Origin of the sequence: Peribacillus sp. NPDC076916 (assembly GCF_050269675.1) — a bacterium.
Lineage (GTDB): Bacteria > Bacillota > Bacilli > Bacillales > DSM-1321 > Peribacillus > Peribacillus aracenensis.
In genome coordinates this window covers 453,150-469,203 of record NZ_JBNNIU010000003.1, presented here as the reverse complement: position 1 = coordinate 469,203, position 16,054 = coordinate 453,150, and the positions used below count along the sequence as shown (strand labels likewise).

Below are 16,054 nucleotides of genomic sequence, written 5' to 3'. Positions count from 1 at the left end.
TTGCGCTCCAATCAACCTTAAATCGTTTTGTTTTAAAAACAACAATCTTTACGAAAAAAGCCTATAAAAAAGAGAAAGACGGATATCCCGTCCCTCTCCTTCATACTTGATTAAAAGTCGAAATTATCAGGATCTGGACCAACACGGTGATTTTGATTCAATCCATCAATTTGGTTCATTTCCTCTTCCGTCAATTCGAAATCGAATATAGATGAGTTTTCTACAATACGATGTTCTTTAGTGGATTTAGGAATCGTTACAATCCCATTTTGGATATCCCAGCGCAAAATGACTTGTGCAACTGATTTGCCATGCTTGGCCGCAATTGCTTGTAAATCATCATTATCCAGAAGTTCACCTTGCATCAATGGTGACCATGCTTCAAGCTGTATCCCTTGTTCCTTACAGAATGCCTGAACTTCTTTTTGAGTTAAACGCGGATGGCATTCCACTTGATTGACCATCGGCTTCACTTCTGCATCCTCCATTAAATCTTTAAGATGGTGAATCTGGAAATTGCTCACACCGATCGCTTTTACTTTTCCTTCTTTATAAAGAGTTTCCAACGCTCTCCAGGCTTCTTTATATTTTCCTTCCACTGGCCAATGGATAAGATATAAATCCAAGTAATCCAAGCCAAGTTTCTTTAAGCTTTTTTCGTATGCCGCAATTGCTGATTCATATCCTAAATCGGCATTCCAGACTTTTGAAGTTACGAATAAGTCTTCCCTGGAGATTCCGGCTTCTTTTATGCTCTCACGAATCCCTTGTCCGACCCCTTCTTCATTTTCATAAATGGCAGCCGTATCGATACTGCGATAACCATGTTTAATGGCCACTTTAACTGCATTTACCAGCTCCGGCCCTTCTTCCACCTTAAATACGCCCAATCCGAACCAAGGCATTTTAACGCCATTATGCAACGTTGTTGTATCTTGTAAATTTTTCACCATTATACTCTACCTCCAAATTTTTTCTTCATTGTTTTTTAGGATCATAATGCGCTTATGTATCAGTATCATTACATCCCTTCAAGGAACCTTCCAACCTTCGCTGAAGGGATGCAATGATACTTGGTTATTGATACTCTAAACGCATGGCATGCTTTTTCTAACATGCAACACTTTTTCAATCTATGCTATTTTGTCAATTCCCTTGGAACGGTCTTTACTTTCCAGGGCACGGCTCCAAGCTGTTAAAATCACTGCTGCAAACACCATGACTCCACCTATCCACGCTGTATGGATCAGTCCGATCGAATCCGTAATCACCCCTCCCAAGTAGGCACCAATGGCGATTCCCGCATTGAAGGCGGCAATATTGATGGCCGATGCCACGTCCACTGCACTCGGCACGAAACGCTCCGCTAACATGACGACATACACTTGAAGCCCCGGAACGTTCATGAATGCAAACAATCCCATTAAAATGATCGTAATTAAACCGGCAATCTTAAACGGTGCCGTGAAAGTCAAAGCCACAAGTACAATGGCTTGTATAAGAAACATATAGAATAGGGCATTAATAGGATTGCGATTGGCGAATTTCCCGCCAAGGGTATTTCCTATTGCTATTGCTACTCCATATATTAGCAAAATCAAGGCCACAGTTCCTTCTTTAAACCCTGTCACTTCCTGAAGTAATGGCGACAGGTACGTGAAGACAACGAATGTACCTCCATACCCTAATGCTGTAATGATGAATACTAGCAGCAATCGGCCATTCGTCACCAATTTGATTTGATCACGGAATGTGGTCCGTGCAGCCTTTCTTAAATCGGATGGAACCAGGATGCCGTTTCCGATGAAAGCAATCAAGCCGATTGCCACAATGATGATGAAAGCGAATCTCCAGCCGAATTGCTGACCGATGAAGGTTCCAAAAGGAACTCCGGTCACCGTTGCCACCGTCAGACCTGTAAACATGATGGCGATGGCACTCGCCCTGCGGTTTTCAGGGACCAAATCAGCCGCAATCGTAGCGCCGATCGACATGAAGATACCATGTGCAAGCGCTGAAATGACACGAGCGATCAATAGCACACCGACCGTGGTCGCAGAAGCCGCTAATGCATTTCCGGCAATGAACACGACCATTATCCAAAGCAATAAAGTCTTTCGCGACATATTCGATGTCAGGGATGTCAGGATAGGTGCCCCGAACATGACCCCCAAGGCGTATAAGGATACCGTCAATCCCGCCGTCGTCACTGTAATGTGTAAATCTTTAGAAATGAGCGGCAATAATCCCACGCTGATGAACTCTGTTGTTCCAATTGCAAAGGCACTGATCGCTAAAGCCAGCAATGCCCATGTACTTCTATTTTTATTTGAAATCATATCCTCTTCTCCTTCTTGTCATTTTGTACTATCATTGAAATCGCCTTAGCAACTTTTTTTATAAATGGTACAGTGAAATTCGGCGTGCAAATGTTATTATGAGATATAATGCAAATAAAAAACAGTACGTACTTTAAAGTGATATAGGCACCTTTTAGTACCTATAAAATAAGGAGAGTATGCCAATCATGAAAAAAAAGAAATACAATATATCAGTTGAAGCGACACTGGAAGTAATGGGCGGAAAGTGGAAATGCGTCATCCTCTGCCATCTGACCCACGGAAAAAAGCGGACCAGTGAATTGAAGCGCCTTATGCCGAACATCACCCAAAAAATGCTGACCCAACAATTGAGGGAGTTGGAAAAGGACGAAGTCATCAATCGTATCGTTTACAACCAAGTCCCCCCTAAAGTGGAATATGAACTTAGTGAGTATGGGCAAAGCCTGGAAAGTATCCTATCCTTACTATGTACGTGGGGGGAAAATCACATAACCAGAGTGTATGGAGATAAGTTTTCCGTTCTCGAGGAAAGTGTATTGAATGATCCATTGAAATAATTCCAAACAAAAAGATTAGCTCGAAGCGGCTAATCTTTTTTTGTATATATTGAATGTCCCTGATTTAACTGCCGAACAATAAATTTCACCACCGTTTTACCCCCTCTTATTTTTGGTATAATATGTAATGAACAACTTAAAATTTTTTATTTTGTAAACGAAGAAGTATAATGATGAAACCAAGGGGTGACATATGAGGGTCTTATTAGAATTGATACGCATCATACTAATATTCGGGATAGCCGGAACAATCATTTCGACCATTGTAAACGGCATATATATAAACATCGGAGTGAATCAGTATGGCTGGCTAGGCTCGATTGCCATTCTGCTTTTATTATTCATCTGGTACAGAAATAAGCTTCAGTTCAGTGGCTGGTATTCGGGAAAAGGGAAGGAAAAGCTTCCCAAAATGGCCTCACAAATCCTCATTCTGTGTTCAGTATTTTTGCTATGTACCCCGCCTGTTTTAAGTGTGCTGCAGATGATCTTTCATTAATCGGGATTCTATATCCTGGATAGAGCAGGAGTGAACGATTTGCGGAAATTGTTTAATATTGTGGTCCTCATACTCCTACTCTCTGGATTATGGTATGGATATGGTAAAGATATTCAGGAGTCTGGCTTCAAAGCTGGGGCCAGTGCCTTTGCAACGGATGTCCGTTCCTTTATAACCGGGCCCGAGGTTACGACTGCCTTGGAAAAACTGAGTACTGGGGTCAGCAGTATCATCGGCTCGATGACGGAAACATTGGATTCCGCTTCTGAAAAAGAATCGCAGGAAACAGAAAAAGTGAAAAAACCAGCACTGGAAGCACCTGCTGATGCTTCCTTCTCGGTCCATAATATTGAAATTGGCGACATGAAGGATGATGTAGAAAAATTGGCTGGTGAAGCTAAGCGGAATACGCGGAATGAATATGGCGTGAACTGGTTCGCCTATCACGAAAATTATCAAAATTTCTTCATGGTTGCCTACGATAACAACAATAAAGTTGTCGGTTTATATACGAATCAAGATTTGATTTCCTCGAAGGAAGGCATTAAACGCGGCACTCCCAAAGAAACCGTGACCGGGAAAATGGGGAAGCCTGTAACAAAACTGCTTAAAGGAAACGTCTATTACCAGATTCGAAGTGACAGCGGCGAATACGATATGTTTGAAATGGATAATAGCTATGTGACCATTTTTTATGACAAACATGAGAAAAATACAGTCACGGCAATCCAAATCATCGACGCAAAACTCGAAAAGCAAAAGAGTGGCTATTTTGCAGAAGCCGGCCCCGAATTAAAGAAGGGCTTTGAATATCAATTATTCGATTTGACCAATGCATCACGGGTCAATCATGATCTCTCCGTGCTTTCATGGGATAAACGAGTGAAGGTCACGGCACAGGATCATAGTAAAGATATGGCCGTGAATCAATACTTCAACCATACAAACCTTGAAGGAGAATCCCCGTTCGACCGGATGGAAGATGACAAAATCACTTTTCGAATGGCAGGGGAAAACCTGGCTGCCGGTCAGAATAGCAGTATTTTTGCCCATGAGGGCCTAATGAATTCCATTGGCCACAGGGAAAATAAATTACAGAAGGATTTTGAATCGCTCGGTGTCGGAGTTGCCTTCGATCAGGAAAATAAACCATATTATACGGAGAACTATTTGACGAAATGAACAAAAAGCTGTGCATGGGAAAATCCAGCACAGCTTTTTTCACACAAGAAAGGGCATCCAATTATAAAAATGGATGCCCTTGTTTTAGATCACCAAACGAATAACCCAACGACCATGGCACTAAGCAAGGAAACAGCCATCCCGCTAACCAGCAATTTCCAAACATTCCTTCCGATGATGTTCGATTTCTCATCATTGAGGATGGAATTGAACGTTCCATAGATCATGCCCACTGTACTGAAGTTGGCAAATGACGTCAGATAAGTGACAGCCACGGCAACTGTATGCGGAGACAGTGTACTGACTTTATCTTTTAAATCGAGCAAGGCAACGAACTCATTCGTGGCAAGCTTGATTCCCATCAATTGAGCGACGTACATCGCATCATCTCCAGTTAGTCCAAGCAGGAATGCAAATGGACTAAAAATGACAGAGAAAATCTTTTGAATGGTCAAGCCATCCACAAAGAAACCGAAAATGCCGTTTACACTGGCCGTTAAGGCCACATAGCCGATAACCATTGCCATGATGACGAAGACCATTTTAGCCCCGACAAGCATACTGTTGGAAATGGTGGAAAAGAAATCTTTACGTTCCTCTTTAGAAGGTACATAAACGACGTCTTCCTCTTTACTGACGTCGACCGGATTCAGCATGTTTGCTATCAGCAAGGCATTTAAGCAGTTCAAAGGTATCGCTACAAAAACATAGGTTGCCGGTACCATGGAGAGGTAGGCTCCAATGATTGAACCACTGATGCTGCTCATGCTCATGATTCCAAATGTCAAAAGACGCTGATCCTTAATCGCACTGAGCTGCATGCGGAGAACAGCAAGTGCCTCGGTATTCCCTAGGAACATCATTTGAATCGAAAAGAAACTCTCAAGTTTTGGCAAACCGGATACTTTTGAGATGAGCCATCCCACTTTATCAATGATCCAGGTAAGTATACCGAAATACGATAAAACATCAAAAAACGTGATAATGAAGATAATTGGCATCAATGCGCTGAAAAAGAAATCCACATGTTCATTTGCCATAAGTGAAGGAAAGACAAAAGAAATTCCTTCATTCGCACATTCAATCAACCAGGTGAAGAATGAAGCGATCAGATTGATGACCCATGCCCCAATTTTAGTGGATAACATGAACCATGTGATAAGTAATTCGAGAACCAGCAAGGTAAGAATGGCTTTCCACTTAACGTTCCTTTTATTAGGTGAACAAAGGTAAACGATGCCCATTACAACCAAAACACCTAGTATATTCAATAAGAAATACATGATTTCATCCCCTTTGGATATATTATTTCCCATTCATTTTTTTATATAAAAAGCCCTCACCTTTTTACACTTTCAGCCGCAGGAAGAAAGTGTGAAAAAGTAAGAGCCTCTTGAAATGTTTTGTGGATCAAGCCTCTTCAAGCCAACCAAAACCTGTTCATCTCTTCTATTTTCATACTTCCTTGTAGTCCGGCATTACGGCTGCCAGGTAGAAACTATCAGACCATCATCACTGATATTATACAAGGATATTTTTTTAATGAATTTCTCAGGAAAGATATCATTTTAAATCAGTTTATTTTTAATTACAATACGTTTCAAAGTTGTTATATTAATATAAATTTTTCGAAAACAGTCAAGGAAGTCTCCAAGTGCCAATTTTGGGTAATACTAATGAAGAAGCTGGCTTAAACCCTCCCAGTTGTTTCAATTCACCTTACTAGCACAGGAAATAAGGACGTGAATTTTTGTGGATTTTTTTCATAGCCAGGAAACTCTTACTGCATTTGAGTGGACTTTAAGAGCCATCATATCCTTTTTCTTCTTAATTTTTTTGGTTAAATTGATGGGGCAACGGTCCATTTCCCAGTTAAGATTACTTGATTTCATAATGGCGTTAACTATTGGGAACATTCTTGCCCGCCCTTTGTCTGATGAACAGTCAGGCTTGAAGGGCTCAATGATCACGTCCTTTGCATTAGTCATCTTATATATAATCAGTTTGTTTATGAGCCTTAAGTGGGGGAAACTCCGTAGTTTTTTTGACTCCGCCCCCTTTCCGCTTATCGAAAATGGACAAATCATTTACAAAAGCCTATCAAGGGCCCGAATCTCCATCGATGATTTATTATCGGAATTAAGAAAAGAAAAGGTCGAAGATATTCAAAAGGTATCCCTTGCACTATGGGAACCGGGCGGTACCATTTCATTGTTTTTATACCCTCAATATGGAGCGGTAACACCAGCAGATATGCACCTAGCAACAACTGACTTCAATTTTCCTAAAACGATTATTAAAGAAGGGACAATTGATTCTAAAGAATTAAATCGGGGCGGTAAAGACGAAGAATGGCTGAAAAAAGAAATTAAAACAACCTATAATGCCGACGTGAACGATATTTTATTGGCAACTCTTGATAATAACGATAACTTAAAGGTCTTTTTCTACAAAGAGCCAAAATAAAAACCCCTAAACATTGTGTAAAGCCTACTTATGAATGTAGGCTTATAACACGTCAACGTAAAGGGGATTTATTAACTCGCTTATTACTCCGACCAATTCAGTGTATTCAAGAACTTATAAACATCTTCATACACTTGATTACGTTCCTTACCCAATGTGATGATATGACCTGATTTTTCATACCATATCAAGTGTTTATGCTGCGTATCGACTTCATTGAAAATCGCTGTAGCACTCTCCGTATAGTCGGGATCATCCAAACGCCCTTGTAAAACAAGAGTTGGTGATGTGATCAAATCTAAATCTTCACCTGTCTCATTTATAATATTCAACACATCTTTTAGTTGAGGCATAGGCTCTTCTTCCAGCAGCTTCACTTCTGCAGCAATTTGGTCTGCATCTTTGCCCTCAAACTTCTTATAAGCCTGTGCATAATTGAGCAAGCGGTTCTTTTGTCGATCGATACTTTTTCCTTTCGTCGGAGCGCACATTGAAACCACCCCTGTTACAGGCAATTCAATTCCCACTTTTAATGAGAAAACTCCTCCTAAAGAAATTCCCACAACAGCAATTTCCTCATAGCCTTCATCTTTAAGGAAATTATAACCATCCACTACGTCTTTCCACCATTCCTTTGGACCTGTTTTAACAAGTTCCTCGGCTGATACTCCGTGCCCACTATAAAGAGGTCCGTGGCAAGTATAGTCGAGATCATTCAAGTACTTTCCTAATTTCTTCATATCTCCTGTACTTCCGGTAAACCCGTGAAGTAAAAGAACAGCTCTTTTTCCACCTCTGTATGTGAATGACTCAGGTGCTTTCACTTTCATCTATCTAGGACCTTCTTTCTTTGCTCATGTTGATAAATAGAATCTAAATGATTTTCGAAAAAAAATCAATTAATACCCCTTGAGTAGTGATTCTTCTATCCTATTCCGAATTTTCATTAAAACAATTAAATCATGTATATTGTATCCTTACCACACTCTTCACAACTCATCCGTTCCGAAGCACATTTTACTATGATTAAAATTATTTAGCAATCGTCATTTAACCATTTTTTTTAAGAAAAGTAAAATGCACCTTGTGTTACGATGTACACCATATTACACTTTAAAAATGAAAAGGAGGAGAATTTATTTGGATAAAGAATTAATGAAGGGAAGCATTGACCTCCTTTTGCTTTCACTTCTCTCACAAAAAAGGCTATACGGCTATGAAATCACGAAGATCTTGAAGGAAATGAGCATGGGAAAATATCAAATAAGTGAAGGCACCCTCTACTCCGCCCTTAAACGATTAGAAAAAAAAGAATTCATAACAGGCCATTGGAAAGAGTCAGATTCAGGCCGCAGGAAATATTATCACGTCACCGAAAATGGACAAACCGAACTTGAACGGAAACGAGAATGCTTTTACTTCCTGGAAAATTTAGTCCGGAAAAGCGCAGAGCAATTCTAAACAAAATAAAAAGCTCCCTGCACCCATTACTTGGAGGCGCAGGAAGCTTTTTTTTGCCGAATTTGGGCTGTTTACTCGTGAATTCATACCGCATTCATGATTTTCGTACCGTTTACTCGTGAATTTCGCACTTTTACTCGTGAATTCATACTGCACTCATGATTTCGCACCGTTTACTCGTGAGTTTCGCACTTTCACTCGTGAATTTGGCACTTTTACTCGTGAATTTGGCACTTTTACTCGTGAATTTGGCACTTTTACTCGTGAATTTTACTGTTTTACTCGTGAGTTTGGCACTTTTACTCGTGAGTTTTGCACTTTTACTCGTGAATTCATACTGCACTCATGATTTCGCACCTTTTACTCGTGAATTCATACTGCACTCATGATTTCGCCCCCTTTACTCATGAGTTTCGCACTTTTTCTCATGAGTTTGGCACTATTACTCATGAGTTTCGCACTTTTACTCGTGAGTTTCGCACTTTTACTTGTGAGTTTCGCACTTTTTCTCATGAGTTTCGCACTTTTACTCGTGAGTTTGGCACTATTACTCGTGAGTTTCGCACTTTTACTCGTGAATTTTGCTGTTTTACTCGTGAGTTTCACACTTTTACTCGTGAATTCATACTACACTCATGATTTCGCACCTTTTACTCGTGAGTTACTCCGTTCACGCAACAAAAAAAGACCTAATTAGGTCTTTTTTTGTCTATTCCTTTATGCTTGCGATAATTGGCGCAAGAGAGCTTCATACAATCCCCTTGAACATGCGGGCCATATTTTTCACGAAAGGCCTCGAGGCAATAGCATTTATCTTCTTCTTTTTTGGTTCCATCCATCGAGTGCATCCCTCCTAGCTTTAACTGGAGACTACACGTTTCTCCAGCTCTACGTTGATTCGTCCCAACAGTACGGCACCAATTGACTGAATGATCGTTTTAACGATGATTTGGCCGATGACCGCAGCGGGTACTGCTTCCCATGGCAATATATTGGCACCCAATGGACTTAGGCCAATCACGACAAATATCACCGAATCGAAAAACCCTCCAACGATTCCGCTGTAAAACACTCTCCAACTCATAGGGAGTTTTAAACGGGTATATATTTCCGTATCCGCTGTTTCTGCGACCACGAACGATAATGCGGAAGCAAATACAATCAATAACGTATCTCCTAATAAAAATGATACACACGCAGATAAAATAAGTGCAATGACGATACATATATAGGTCTTTGCGCGGCCGAACTTATTCTGGACGAGATCTCGAAAGATGAAGGTTCCCCCGATGAGCAATGTACCCATTGGAATGATGAACATGCCAAATTGTAAGGGCGCAAAAGCTGCTGTAACCACATTCGCCGTGATGATGGATACTAAATACAATAAAATTCTTAACATTTCTTAATTCTCCTTATACAGAAAAAACAGCACCCTAAGAAAGAGCACTGTTCCCCTTAGTTTTTTTGAGAGGGTAGCTAGAACCTCTTCCGCCCGAGCGGATTATCATTTTCCTTATTTATCGTAGCTTGAAAGCGATTGGAAATCAAGAAGTTTCCATATCGCTTGTATCGGACAATGGTCAATGCAATGACTCTGCCGACTTTTGTCGCAGAAAACTGCTTGACCGGCTGTATATGAAAAGCCGAAAATGATTGGTAGAATAATGTTACGATCTTGATATGAAGTATAAACGCGAGGAGGAAAAAGATGATGAAAAAACCATCGTTTGTTCATGCTATTTATATCGCGACCACACCAGAGAAGCTTTGGGAAGCCCTGACGAGCGGTGAAGTCACGAAGAAGTACCATTTTGGATGCCAAGTCCAGTCTGACTGGCAAGAAGGCTCAAGCGTTAAATATATGCTGGAAGATGGGCGTATTACTGATCATGGTAAAGTACTCAAGTTTGAGCCGCTGCACCTGCTCTCGTTCACTTGGAACATGACAGGAGACGAAACACCTCGCGAGCAGCCTACTCGGGTCACTTTTATACTGCAGCCCATGGATGATTCGACTTTGAAATTAACGCTTAGGCATGAAGAGCTTTTGGAGACGGATTTCGTATATGATGATCATACCTTTGAAGGCTTGAATAATGGATGGCCAGCGATTCTAAGTAACCTGAAGAGCTTGCTTGAAACGGGACGGACCCTGCCGCCGATAACAGTAGAACGGGATAATTAAGTGGTAGTGGAAAACTATAAAGACACAAAGAAAGAGAGTTGATAGTGATGGATACGCAAATAATCACGAAATTCACAATAGTCAAACCAACCAATGAAGTGTTTGAAGCTATAGTGGACCCAGAAAGAATCGGGAATTTCTGGTTCTCATCGAGTTCTGAAAGATGGGAACAAGGCAGGACGCTTACATTGAGATATAACGAATACGATGCTGAAGTGGTTATTCATGTATTGGAAGTAGAGGAAAATAGGAAAATCGTGTTCGCATGGGGAGGAAATGATCAAGAAACGATAGTTACAATTACCCTAAAAGAGTCGGATAAAATGAGTACAATTATTGAAGTGAACGAATCAGGTTTGAAAGAGGACGACCCCGAATTGATAAATAAAATGATAGGACAAAAGGAAGGTTGGGTTTATACATTAACGTGTTTAAAGGGTTACTTAGAAAATGGTGTTAATACTTTGAGAGCATCCATAATTTTTTAATTTTTAAAGGGTGCTGGTTCAGATTAGATAGATCAGGCACAATGGTACTTAAGATTTTTAAGCATGTTGTTCCTTTTGATAAGTCTTACCTTCTTTCCTTAATCAAGGTCAAAGAAAGCATACGAGAGGAGACTTTAAATGCTTCCGAGAAAAAACTCAAGGATGAATATCCTTGAGTTTTATATTTTCCATATGGTTTAACATAACATTCAATCGGAAATCACTTTTAGATATATGCCCTTCGAAGCTTTTTTATAGGCTTCAATTCCCATTTTCTTGACTCTCTCTGATAAACTCGATGCTCTTAATAATTGGGTTCCTTCAATAACGGAAGGATCAATAAGGCGCACTTTATTTTTCCGATGTAAATCGTATTCCAATTGATTTTCTATCACCTTTACGTTACCATGGATCCGTTTTAACAGATTTTTCACCTCATGGTCTTCAGTGGAGCTTAACAAGGACATAACTTCTTCATCTGTACCGAGTAAGTCATCTAGGCTGATCAGATTTTTAGCCAAAGCCAATTTTAAGGTCTTTGCCAATACATCATAGCCATATATATTAAGTGGGTTCATGAAAAAATCAATAACTTCACTGTAATACGTTTTCACAAACCATTCCGCCGATTCAATATTATCCAGATACATCCTTCCATTTATTATGATTACATGATCTAAGAAGTCTTGAACGGATTCCAGTGTGATATGTCCATATTGATACATATCCCGGAGTGTATAATCAACCCGATCGGCGCATAACTCAGGTGCTGGCTGTTCAAGCAATTCCCATTTTGATTGAACTATGACTTCACAATCAAATCCATACTTCTTCAGTATAAATGGGATTTCTGATTCCATAATGACATGATCATATATCTTTTCATGATAATCTTCATCCTTACAATCCAGAACGAAATCAATAACATGTGAGAATGCAGTATGGGATACGTCATGCAGCAAGCCCGCGATTTGTTCCTCCAATGAACCTCCAAGCGCTTTAATTAAAAGCATCACACCAAGTGAATGGTCAAATCGTGTAACGTCCCACTTCTCATTAACTAAATAACTTGCCCCGCCTTGATGTATCCCCTTTAATCTTTGGACGGGTTTGCTTAGAATCAGCTCTTCAAGAACTCCCTCTACAATGTGTTTCCCATAGATACTATCCAAAACTATCAATAACTGCCGCCTCCCCCATTAGTAGGTGGTTCTGTAAAAATTATTTCCCCCTTTTCATTTTGCTCATATTGCCTTTTTGCCAATTTGCTTATTTCTTTATCATCATTCAAATCGATATCCCCTGGATTGACCTCATCAATTCCTTCTATCGAGATCATTTCATTTATTATGACCTGATCTGGTTGATTCACTTTAAAACTGTCTTCTACAGGCTTCGTTTTATCTTTATACGGTTTAGTGAATAAAAAAATGCCGGTCAAGACTATGATAATTGAACCGAAAATACTGAATTTCTTTTTCATTTATTCATCCCCTCCAACGCTCTATCAATACCTCCATAATACCACGAGAGGTAATTAATGGTATTTAAATGAGCCAAGCGCATATATAGCTGGTTCCTTTTTTCTGTTACATGACATGAATATTTCCTCTGATTCATCTAACGGGTTACAGGGAATATTCCCTAGGCAATGTCCTGCCTCCTCCCCTTTGCAACATAGGAGAAATTCCAGTTCATCAAATGGTAAATTCCCCCTTAAAAAAACAGTACTTTATAATATGATCTAATAATTGACATTTGAAAATCAGTGAGGTAATATTTCAATTAACCAGTGGTCAATAAATAAGGGGGTCTCAAGATGTCGCCAAGGAAATCGGCAGGTAAAGAACTGTCCCGGGACATGGTCCTGAATGAAGCCAGAAACCTTTTTACAACGTTAGGGTATTCGAATGTCTCAATGAGGCAATTGGCTAAATCATTGGAATGCAGCCATGGAGCCATATATTATCATTTTAAAAATAAGGCAGAAATATTTTATAATTTGGTGAAAACGGATTTTTCCGTTTTAAATACTTTAATCGATGATATCATCATGTCGGAAAATGACCCTTCTGTAAAAATGGAAAAGATTTTATTGTGCTTCTTGGAGTTCGGTTTAACCCAACAGAATCATTATTCCATCATGTTTTTATCGAAGGAAAAAGAAATTCAGCAGTTACTTCAATTCGATTCCAATAAAACATATGAAAAGCTAATCCAGTCCCTGACGGACCTAACGGACAACAAATTGAATCCTGCATCCATATGGTCGATTTTTCTTTCTCTTCACGGATTCATCACTTTTTATATTAATTCTGAACTATCTTATGAAGATGTTAAAGGCTTAGCTGATTTTCATGTAAAAAATATCATCGGAAACATCATATAATTTTTTCGAACATTATTGACCAATGGTCAAATAAACATTGGGGGTTTTAAAATGGTAAAGAAATTCCTTCATATTGAAGGACTCATGGTTCTTTTAGCGGTGATTTACATCTATTCGTTATATGAATTCAGCTGGTGGATATTCCTGTCATTGATTTTGTCTCCTGATGTTTCCATGCTGGCCTATCTGATCAATGATCGAATTGGAGCAAAGGTTTATAACCTATTTCACACTTATACCCTGTCCATCTTCATGATTTTGCTTGCCATTTTTCTAAAGTTCGATGCATTGTTGATGATTGGTTTAATTTGGACCGCACATATTGGAATGGATCGCTTATTTGGATATGGCCTCAAATACACATCTTCCTTCAAAGCTACACACATTCAAAGGCTGTAAAAAACTTAAAAGGCAGTGTGATTACACCATCACACTGCCTTTGCTCACTTTTCTTTATACGCCCCGCTTGTTGCCCCATATATAGGTATGCAGCTGGGGCAGCACTTTCACATCATTCAATTCATCATCTGCTATCACTTTGTCTATTAACTCTTCGTACTTCCTCAAAAGACCGCTGATCAATTGACGATCATCCGCCGTCCTGCTATCGTCATTGCCGACCTGCAAATAAAAAGGAATATCCGGATAACGCCCATGTACATGTTTGGCATATTGATAATCTTCCTCATTAAAGACGACAATCTTCAATGAGACATGGTTTTCAGGATTTCGATTGGCAAGGTTCAAGAGGATTTGGTCGAGCACCGTAAAGTCCGTGTTCATTTTAGAGCTCGGCGGCTTAGGTGAAATCGTCAGTTCATCAATATCGAGAAACCAATCCTGCCATCGGCTCCCTTGTGTTTCGACACCTATCTTCATTTTATTTTCATGCAAGATCGCTATCAAGCCGTCTAGGTTTTTCAGCAGAGCCGGGTTTCCGCCTGATATCGTCACGAAGGAAAAACCGGAACCCCCAATTCGCTTCAGCTCATCCCATATTTCTCTAGCAGTCATTTGGACGGTATCTTCCTTACCGGTGCCATCCCAAGTAAATGCGGAATCACACCAGGCACATGAATAATCGCATCCGGCCGTCCGAACGAACATGGTTTTTTGACCAATGACCATTCCCTCACCTTGGATGGTCGGTCCGAAGATTTCCATAACCGGGAGTTTACTCACTTTCCATCCACTCCCGTCTGGCTTCGGCATAGCTTGTCGGCGTTTCGTATAGTCGAACAAATTCGACTCTAGCACACTCATATTCTTTTAATGAAAGGGCTTCGGCCATTTTTTCATAAATCCAGACAACCATATTTTCAGCTGTTGTATTCATGAGCGGCAGGGTTTCATTCAAATAACGATGATCCAGGTGGATTTCAATTTCATTTTTCCATATATCCTTGATGTCCCCGAAATCTATCATCAAACCGCGTGAATCCGTATATCCGCTCAATCCGAATATGACCTTATATGTGTGGCCATGCAGGTTCTTGCATTTTCCTTCATAGTCATGCAGATGGTGCGCCGCGTCAAAGGTGAATTCCTTACTCACGAGAACCCTCTTGGTTGTATACTTCAATTGACTGCGCTGAATATCTTCATCTATTTTTTGGAGTTTATCCACTATAGTAAAACCGTACATCATGAAAGCACCTTCCGTCTGCTTACATAGTCATCCAGTCCTTTTTTCCGCAGATTACATGCCGGACAATCTCCACAGCCGTCGGAGATGATTCCGTTATAGCAAGTCAGGGTCTTTTCGCGGACAAAGTCGAAGGCGCCAAGCTGATCCGCAAGCTCCCATGTTTCTTCTTTATTAAGCCACATTAGCGGCGTATCAATCACGAATGACTGGTCCATTGACAAGTTCAAGGTCACATTCAACGATTTAATGAATACATCACGGCAGTCAGGATATCCGCTGAAATCCGTTTCACAGACACCGGTGACAATATGTTTAGCGCCAATCTGACTCGCCAGCACTCCTGCAAACGAAAGGAACAGCAAATTCCTCCCTGGTACGAAAGTCGACGGCAACTCCCCTTCTTCTCCGTCCTCAACTGCAATATCACTTCTCGTCAATGCATTCGGTGCCAGTTGGTTCAACAGCGACATGTCAAGGATATGATGGTTCACGCCCAATTCCTTGGCGATGTTTTGAGCGCATTCGATTTCCAAGCTATGCCGCTGATTATAATCGAACGTCACCGCTTCCACTTCCTCAAATCTCTCCAATGCCCAGAACAGGCACGTCGTACTGTCCTGACCTCCGCTAAACACAACCACTGCCTTTTCTTTCTTCTTCATTTCTATAAAACTCCTTTTTACGGAAAAAAACAGCACCCTAAGAATAGAGCACTGTTTCTCCTTAGTTTTTTTGAGAGGGTAGCTAGAACCTCTTCCGCCTTAACGCGGAATATTATATTTTTCCAAGTCAATAGTAACTTGAAAACGATCATAAATCAAGATGAATATATTT

22 protein-coding genes and 3 riboswitches are annotated in these 16,054 nt (G+C 40.2%); of the genes, 9 read left to right on the top strand and 13 right to left on the bottom strand.

What is annotated here, in order from left to right; genetic code table 11:
• Positions 1-110: 110 nt before the first annotated feature.
• Entirely contained in the window at positions 111-953 is an 843-nt protein-coding gene (locus ACQKFG_RS11840) for an aldo/keto reductase (protein WP_427559122.1), read from the bottom strand.
• Positions 954-1,133: 180 nt separating this feature from the next.
• A complete protein-coding gene (locus ACQKFG_RS11835) occupies positions 1,134-2,339 on the bottom strand; it encodes an MFS transporter (RefSeq protein ID WP_427559119.1) in 1,206 nt (401 codons plus the stop codon).
• A gap of 188 nt (positions 2,340-2,527) precedes the next feature.
• On the opposite strand from ACQKFG_RS11835, the gene ACQKFG_RS11830 reads away from it, so the two are divergent.
• From ACQKFG_RS11830 to ACQKFG_RS11820, 3 genes are all read left to right on the top strand, one after another.
• On the top strand, positions 2,528-2,899 hold the full coding sequence (locus ACQKFG_RS11830; RefSeq protein WP_427559116.1) for a winged helix-turn-helix transcriptional regulator: 372 nt from the start codon (positions 2,528-2,530) through the stop codon (positions 2,897-2,899).
• Between the two features lie 193 nt (positions 2,900-3,092).
• Positions 3,093-3,398 (top strand): hypothetical protein, encoded by a 306-nt coding sequence (locus ACQKFG_RS11825; protein ID WP_427559113.1) that lies wholly within the window; start codon positions 3,093-3,095, stop codon positions 3,396-3,398.
• 39 nt (positions 3,399-3,437) lie between these two features.
• Positions 3,438-4,580, top strand: a complete 1,143-nt coding sequence (locus ACQKFG_RS11820; RefSeq protein WP_427559111.1) for a CAP domain-containing protein — start codon at positions 3,438-3,440, stop codon at positions 4,578-4,580.
• Positions 4,581-4,669: 89 nt separating this feature from the next.
• Here the strand turns inward: ACQKFG_RS11820 and ACQKFG_RS11815 are convergent, their stop codons facing one another.
• The gene (locus tag ACQKFG_RS11815; protein ID WP_192206163.1) at positions 4,670-5,863 is read right to left on the bottom strand and encodes a nucleoside transporter C-terminal domain-containing protein; all 1,194 of its coding nucleotides are present in this window, start codon (positions 5,861-5,863) and stop codon (positions 4,670-4,672) included.
• A 165-nt stretch (positions 5,864-6,028) separates the two neighbouring features.
• Positions 6,029-6,129: riboswitch (purine riboswitch) on the bottom strand.
• Between the two features lie 203 nt (positions 6,130-6,332).
• On the opposite strand from ACQKFG_RS11815, the gene ACQKFG_RS11810 reads away from it, so the two are divergent.
• A complete protein-coding gene (locus ACQKFG_RS11810; RefSeq protein WP_427559107.1) occupies positions 6,333-7,046 on the top strand; it encodes a DUF421 domain-containing protein in 714 nt (237 codons plus the stop codon).
• Between the two features lie 83 nt (positions 7,047-7,129).
• Here ACQKFG_RS11810 and ACQKFG_RS11805 read toward each other — a convergent pair whose 3' ends face one another.
• Positions 7,130-7,876: an alpha/beta hydrolase gene (locus tag ACQKFG_RS11805; protein WP_192206165.1), complete on the bottom strand. Its 747-nt coding sequence runs from the start codon at positions 7,874-7,876 to the stop codon at positions 7,130-7,132.
• Positions 7,877-8,186: 310 nt separating this feature from the next.
• On the opposite strand from ACQKFG_RS11805, the gene ACQKFG_RS11800 reads away from it, so the two are divergent.
• On the top strand, positions 8,187-8,507 hold the full coding sequence (locus ACQKFG_RS11800; RefSeq protein ID WP_192206166.1) for a PadR family transcriptional regulator: 321 nt from the start codon (positions 8,187-8,189) through the stop codon (positions 8,505-8,507).
• A gap of 145 nt (positions 8,508-8,652) precedes the next feature.
• Here ACQKFG_RS11800 and ACQKFG_RS11795 read toward each other — a convergent pair whose 3' ends face one another.
• The 4 genes from ACQKFG_RS11795 to ACQKFG_RS11780 form a co-directional block, all read right to left on the bottom strand.
• Positions 8,653-8,850: a hypothetical protein gene (locus ACQKFG_RS11795; RefSeq protein ID WP_427559103.1), complete on the bottom strand. Its 198-nt coding sequence runs from the start codon at positions 8,848-8,850 to the stop codon at positions 8,653-8,655.
• 29 nt (positions 8,851-8,879) lie between these two features.
• A complete protein-coding gene (locus ACQKFG_RS11790) occupies positions 8,880-9,113 on the bottom strand; it encodes a hypothetical protein (protein WP_427559100.1) in 234 nt (77 codons plus the stop codon).
• Positions 9,114-9,196: 83 nt separating this feature from the next.
• Positions 9,197-9,346 (bottom strand): hypothetical protein, encoded by a 150-nt coding sequence (locus ACQKFG_RS11785; RefSeq protein ID WP_192206169.1) that lies wholly within the window; start codon positions 9,344-9,346, stop codon positions 9,197-9,199.
• A gap of 20 nt (positions 9,347-9,366) precedes the next feature.
• Positions 9,367-9,909, bottom strand: coding sequence for a VUT family protein (locus ACQKFG_RS11780; protein WP_349727767.1), 543 nt, complete (start codon positions 9,907-9,909; stop codon positions 9,367-9,369).
• Positions 9,910-9,959: 50 nt separating this feature from the next.
• Positions 9,960-10,002: riboswitch (PreQ1 riboswitch) on the bottom strand.
• Positions 10,003-10,221: 219 nt separating this feature from the next.
• On the opposite strand from ACQKFG_RS11780, the gene ACQKFG_RS11775 reads away from it, so the two are divergent.
• The gene (locus tag ACQKFG_RS11775; protein WP_427559095.1) at positions 10,222-10,695 is read left to right on the top strand and encodes an SRPBCC family protein; all 474 of its coding nucleotides are present in this window, start codon (positions 10,222-10,224) and stop codon (positions 10,693-10,695) included.
• A 47-nt stretch (positions 10,696-10,742) separates the two neighbouring features.
• The gene (locus ACQKFG_RS11770; RefSeq protein ID WP_342614334.1) at positions 10,743-11,183 is read left to right on the top strand and encodes an SRPBCC family protein; all 441 of its coding nucleotides are present in this window, start codon (positions 10,743-10,745) and stop codon (positions 11,181-11,183) included.
• Between the two features lie 209 nt (positions 11,184-11,392).
• Here ACQKFG_RS11770 and ACQKFG_RS11765 read toward each other — a convergent pair whose 3' ends face one another.
• Entirely contained in the window at positions 11,393-12,364 is a 972-nt protein-coding gene (locus ACQKFG_RS11765) for an HD domain-containing protein (protein ID WP_192206172.1), read from the bottom strand.
• The gene (locus ACQKFG_RS11760; RefSeq protein WP_427559091.1) at positions 12,361-12,666 is read right to left on the bottom strand and encodes a hypothetical protein; all 306 of its coding nucleotides are present in this window, start codon (positions 12,664-12,666) and stop codon (positions 12,361-12,363) included. The genes ACQKFG_RS11765 and ACQKFG_RS11760 overlap by 4 nt, the downstream gene beginning before the upstream one ends.
• 336 nt (positions 12,667-13,002) lie before the next feature.
• Here ACQKFG_RS11760 and ACQKFG_RS11755 point away from each other — a divergent pair, with 336 nt between their 5' ends.
• Positions 13,003-13,572 carry a TetR/AcrR family transcriptional regulator gene (locus ACQKFG_RS11755; RefSeq protein ID WP_427559088.1) on the top strand — a complete coding sequence of 190 codons (570 nt, stop codon included), beginning with the start codon at positions 13,003-13,005 and terminating at the stop codon, positions 13,570-13,572.
• A gap of 51 nt (positions 13,573-13,623) precedes the next feature.
• Complete coding sequence (locus tag ACQKFG_RS11750) at positions 13,624-13,971, top strand: DUF4260 domain-containing protein (protein ID WP_192206175.1); 348 nt, start codon at positions 13,624-13,626, stop codon at positions 13,969-13,971.
• Positions 13,972-14,025: 54 nt separating this feature from the next.
• On the opposite strand, the gene queE is transcribed toward ACQKFG_RS11750, so the two are convergent.
• The 3 genes from queE to queC are packed head-to-tail and all read right to left on the bottom strand — an operon-like array spanning position 14,026 to position 15,882.
• Entirely contained in the window at positions 14,026-14,754 is a 729-nt protein-coding gene (queE, locus tag ACQKFG_RS11745) for a 7-carboxy-7-deazaguanine synthase QueE (RefSeq protein ID WP_349727763.1), read from the bottom strand.
• Positions 14,747-15,217 carry a 6-carboxytetrahydropterin synthase QueD gene (gene queD, locus ACQKFG_RS11740; RefSeq protein ID WP_427559084.1) on the bottom strand — a complete coding sequence of 157 codons (471 nt, stop codon included), beginning with the start codon at positions 15,215-15,217 and terminating at the stop codon, positions 14,747-14,749. Before queD ends, queE begins: the two co-directional genes overlap by 8 nt.
• Positions 15,217-15,882 carry a 7-cyano-7-deazaguanine synthase QueC gene (gene queC / locus ACQKFG_RS11735; RefSeq protein ID WP_192206178.1) on the bottom strand — a complete coding sequence of 222 codons (666 nt, stop codon included), beginning with the start codon at positions 15,880-15,882 and terminating at the stop codon, positions 15,217-15,219. The genes queD and queC overlap by 1 nt, the downstream gene beginning before the upstream one ends.
• A 55-nt stretch (positions 15,883-15,937) precedes the next feature.
• Positions 15,938-15,980: riboswitch (PreQ1 riboswitch) on the bottom strand.
• Positions 15,981-16,054: the final 74 nt, after the last annotated feature.